A 4,935-nucleotide genomic window follows, 5' to 3' on the forward strand; every position below is an offset into this window, starting at 1 on the left:
AAATTGCCGGCGGTGGCCGCGAGCGGATCGGCCAGGCCGCTGCCGCGCAGCGAATAGACGCCCCACGCGACGCCGGCGGCCGACATCAGCACCACGCCGCGCGGCGTCGGCGCGGACACGCCGGGCGACACCAGATACAGCAGCCCTGCGACCGCCGCCCCGAGCCCGATCCAGCCGAGCGGCGCGAAGCTTTCGCCCGCATGCAGCCCCGCGCCGAACATCGTCAGTTGGACTGCGCCGAACAGGATCAGCGCGCCCGTGGCCGCGCTGACCGACAAGTAGGCGAACGAGAAGCACGCGACATAGACGAACAGCATCGCCGCGGCCAGCCAGTCGCCGCGCGACGACGACGGGCGGCCGCGGGCGCGGACGACGATGGCGAGCATCAGCGCGCCCGACACGAGACGCAGGCTGCCGAAGCTGGCCGCATCGATCCGCGCCGCCTGCAACGCGAGGCGGCACAGCAGCGAGTTCGATGCGAACGCCAGCATCGCGGCGCTCGTCAGCAGCACGGCGCGCATGGCAGGGTGCGTGCCGTGCGCGGAACCGGGAGTCGCGAGCGGACGCACGGGCCGGCTCACAGATGCAAGGCGACGAGCAGCGCCGCGCCGGCAAGCAGCGCGATGACGAGCGGCGCAGTGAGACGGCGCCCCCATGCGACGTTCTTCTCGACGGCCATGACGGCCGCGAGCAGCAGCATCCAGCCGAGGCTGCCGGTGCCGACGACGAACATCAGCAGCATCAGCGCCCAGCAGCAGCCGACGCAGAAGAGGCCATGCCGCCCGCCCAGTGCGAACGCCTGCCGCTGCGGCGCGATGCCGCGCCAATGACCGATCACGAAACTCAGCGGTGTCCGGCATTGGTCGAGGCAGCGTGTCTTCAGTGTGCTGAACTGAAACGCGCCGGCGAGCGCGAGCGTCGCGGCGCCAATCAGCCAGCCGCGCCATGCAAGCGCCGGCATCTGCGCGATGCCGTTCAGCAGCAGCGCGTGCAGTCCGTGCGCGAGCAGCCCGAAGCTGCTCCACACGGCGACATAGCCGAGCCCGACGAGCGCGAGCAGGCGCGCACGATCCGGGCGGCCGGAGACGACGCGTTCGAACGCATTGAACAGTGACAGCGTCGTCGGCAGCATCATGGCGAGGATCATCAGCGTCCATGACGCCGCATAGAACAGGGCGGGCAGCCACACCGCGCCGCCGGGCAGCGCACGGCACAGCGCGGCGACGGGTTCGGCGGCCATCCAGCCGCCATGATCGGCATAACGTCCGTACGGGCTGCGCGTCCACGCCCACAGCGCGACCCACGCGAGCGCGACGAGGCCCGCGAAGACGGGCGGAAACACGCGTCGATGACGCAGTGCAGACATGGCTGTCCCCGTCGCCGCGGCGGAACGCGTCGCGGCGACGGGCGGATCAGGCGTCGAACCGGAACGTGCTTTGCAGTGCGTTGTGGTCTTTCAGATCGACATCGATGCCGATCGCCGCATTCTTCGAGCGATAGACGGGCGCCTTGCCGACGAACACAGGCGCCCCGGGTACGGTCGAGAACACGGTGTCGGACAGCGTGGTCTGTGCGCCGGTCGGGCCGAGGTACGGCTCGAGTTCCGCGTAATAATCGGCGCCGATCCGGAGCGTGCCCTTCGCCCCCGCGACATCGAAGGTGATCGGTGCGCGCTCGACCGACACGACGGTGCCGATCAGTTTCGCGAGATCGGCGATCGGTCCGCCGGCCTGACCGGTGTAGACCTTCAGCAGCGCTTTTTCCTGCTCGTCCGATGCGGTGTCGTTGATGAAGATCGCGGCGGTCCAGTTGCCTTCCAGGATGTTGCCGGGAACGTGGGCGACGGCGGCGATGGTGTTGCCGGAGACGTCGATGCCGTCGACCGTGCCCTTGTCGATATGCCAGGCGACGATCGTGTCGCAGGTGCCGAAATCGGGATCCTCGCCGATCCAGCACGGGCACAGCACTCGACAATTGCAGACTTCGAGCAGACGACCTTCCAGGTGGTAGCTCATTGTTTCCTCCATGTGCGGGGACGGCCGCGCTGTGCGTCCTCCACGGACATCGGGTCACGTGCGATCGACGATGCGAATGCTGAATGCGCAGAGGAATGCGTGGAGCGTGGGCACGGCTCGATGCGCCGCCGCCTGCGGCTGCGCATCGATTTTCCAGTGTAGGCGGGGGAAGGGGATATGCAATCCGGTGCGCTCCCGACGCGCCGGGCTGACACGCGCGCGCGTCGGGATTTCCGCCGATGTGGCGGCTCGGAAGCGGCCGGTGCGCGTCCGAGCGCAGGCGCGGCATCCGCCCGCGCTCATATCTCGTCCACGTCGTCGAGCAGCTTGTGCCGCATCGCATAGCGCACCAGCGCGGCCTCGTGCGGCATCTGCATCTTTTCGAGGATCCGTGTCTTGTATGTGCTGACGGTCTTGGCGCTCACGCACAGCGCCTGTGCGATTTCCGTCAGCGTCTGGCCGGCCGCGATCCGCCTGAACACGTCGAATTCGCGGTCTGACAGCCGTTGATGCGGCAGCGTTTCGGCCGGTTCGTTGAGGCTCTGCGCGAATTGCTCGGCCATCGCGAGACTGACGTACACGCCGCCCGACGCGACCTTCGTGACGGCGCCGACCAGTTCGGCGCTCGCACTTTCCTTCGTCAGATATCCCGACGCGCCCGCGCGGAACGCACGCACCGCGTACTGCTGTTCCGCATGCATCGTCAGCACCAGCACGCGCAGCGCCGGCTTTTCGTCCTTGATCTGCTTGATGAGCTCGACGCCGTTGCGGCCCGGCATCGACAGGTCGAGCACCAGGACCTGCGCGGGCGTCGCGCGGACGAGCGCGATCGTCGACGGGCCGTCGCACGCCTCGCCGGCGACCTCGAAGCCGCTGGCGTTCTGGAGAATGTGCCGCAACCCGTCGCGCACGAGCGTATGGTCGTCGGCGATCAGCACCTTGATCATGTGTTTGAAGTTTCCTGTTGAATCGAGGACAGCGGAAAGGCGACGGCGATCGCGAAGCCGCGTCCCGGCGCGGTGTCGATCGTCACGGTGCCGCCCAGCATGTGCGCACGCTCGCGGATGCCGATCAGGCCGAACGACTTGTCCTCGTGCGGCGCGCTGCCGGCAGCCGCTCCGCGGCCGTTGTCGGCGATGCGCAATACGCAGACGCCGTCCTCGACGTGCAGCGTCAGCACCACGCGCGACGCGTCCGCATGGCGCGCCACGTTCGTCAGCGCTTCCTGGACGATACGGAACAGCGTCGTCGCGCCGGCGCTGCTGAACGTGAGGCCGCCCGGCTCGATATGCCGGTCGACGTCGATGCCGTAGCGGTTCGTGAAATCGTTCGCGAGCCATTCGATCGCCGGCACGAGCCCGAGATCGTCGAGCATCACCGGCCGCAGGTCGGCCGCGATGCGCCGCACCGAAGCGACCGTCGAGTCGATCAGCCGCCGCATTCCGTGCAGATGCGCGAGCACGTCGTGGTCGGGCGTGCCGCTGCCGGGTTCGCGCAGCCGGTTCTCGACGACCGACAGATCCATCTTCAGTGCGGTCAGTTGCTGGCCGAGGTCGTCGTGCAGTTCGCGCGCGATGCGCGTCTTTTCCGCTTCGCGCACGTTCTGCAGGTTCGCCGACAGCTCGCGCAGTTCCTCGCGCGAATGCTTGAGCGCGTTTTCCGCGCGAAGGCGCTCGGTGATGTCGCGCAGCATCACGGTGTAGAGCTTGCCGGATCCGTCGCGGATCTGCGAAATCGATGCTTCGATCGGGAATTCCTCGCCATTGCCGCGCTGGCCGAACAGCACGCGCTGCCGTCCCATCTGGCGCTCGGAGACGCCGGTCACGCCGAACTGGTCGACGTGCTTCGCATGTGCGGCACGGAAGCGCTCGGGAATGAAGCGCGACAGCGGGCCGCCGATCGCCTCCATCGCGGACACGCCGAACACCTGCTCCGCCATCGGATTGAAGATCACGATCGTCTGCTTTTCGTCGATCGTGATGATCGCTTCCATCGAGGAACGGATGATGCCCATCATCCGCGCCTCGTTGAGGCCGCCGCCGTCCGCGTCGGGATCGGACGCGGCCTTCTGCCGGCTGCGCAGCGCGGCATGCGCGAGCGCCGCCAGCGCCAGCGACGCGATGAGCCCGGCAGCCAGCACCGTGCCCGCCGCGCGCTGGGCGCCGGTCGTGCCCGGCCGGCCGTCGGCCGAGTAGGCGAGCGTCAGTGCGCTGCCGCCGAAATTCAGCACGTCGGTCCGGCGCATCAGGTCGGCCGGTGCCGGGGCGTCCTCGGCGGGGGCGTCCGCCGTGAAAATCGGCCGCGCATCGCCTTCGGCGCTCACCCGCAGATCGATGCCGCGCTCCGATTCGAGCGCCCGCTCGATCATCCGCCGCGGGCTCAGCGAGGCGAACAGCATGCCGTCAACGACACGGTGCTGCGTGGCCTCGGCGGCGCGCGGTTCGTCGTAGACGGGCAGGAACAGCGTCAGCGCGGTGTAACCGTCGCGGGTCGCATCGTCGTCGACGGGGTGTACGCCGAGCGCGGCGCTACCCGTTTGCATCGCGCGCCGCAGCGCCGAAGCGTCGCGTTCGCCGAATCCGGCGACAGGCGCCGCCGACGCGGGGGCATTGAGCGCCGTGACCGCAAGCGGCTCGGCGGGCAGCGTGCCGCCGATAGCGAGCGCGCCGCGCGCGGCCGCGGAAAGCGGTGCGTAGCCGAGCTGGCGAACCGGAGACGGCGTGTTGTCGAGATCGAGTGCGGCGACGTACCGCCGCCAGCGCTCGGGCGTCATGTCGGGCGTCACGCCGAGCGCGCCGCGCGCGGCCTCGAGGACGGCGACGCTGGTTTGCAACTCGTGGCGCAGCATGGCCGTCACGTGTGCGGTGCGGCGCTCGGCGTCGCGCTGCTGGTGCGCGAGCAGTGGCAGGATGCAGTCCAT

4 protein-coding genes and 1 pseudogene are annotated in these 4,935 nt (G+C 69.1%); all 5 read right to left on the bottom strand.

The features are described 5' to 3' along the window. Positions 1-521, bottom strand: a pseudogene (locus tag KH616_RS21265) (EamA family transporter); the annotation flags it as partial. Positions 522-577: 56 nt separating this feature from the next. Continuing rightward, complete coding sequence (locus KH616_RS21270) at positions 578-1,366, bottom strand: DUF2182 domain-containing protein (RefSeq protein WP_292250548.1); 789 nt, start codon at positions 1,364-1,366, stop codon at positions 578-580. Positions 1,367-1,412: 46 nt separating this feature from the next. Then, positions 1,413-2,015 (bottom strand): DUF1326 domain-containing protein, encoded by a 603-nt coding sequence (locus tag KH616_RS21275; protein ID WP_292250549.1) that lies wholly within the window; start codon positions 2,013-2,015, stop codon positions 1,413-1,415. 299 nt (positions 2,016-2,314) lie between these two features. Continuing rightward, positions 2,315-2,962 carry a response regulator transcription factor gene (locus KH616_RS21280; RefSeq protein ID WP_292250551.1) on the bottom strand — a complete coding sequence of 216 codons (648 nt, stop codon included), beginning with the start codon at positions 2,960-2,962 and terminating at the stop codon, positions 2,315-2,317. Further along, the coding region (locus KH616_RS21285; RefSeq protein WP_292250552.1) for a PAS domain S-box protein at positions 2,959-4,935 on the bottom strand (1,977 nt) is incomplete at its 5' end. The genes KH616_RS21285 and KH616_RS21280, both read right to left, overlap by 4 nt.

Source organism: Burkholderia sp. (assembly GCF_018375725.1).
GTDB lineage: Bacteria > Pseudomonadota > Gammaproteobacteria > Burkholderiales > Burkholderiaceae > Burkholderia.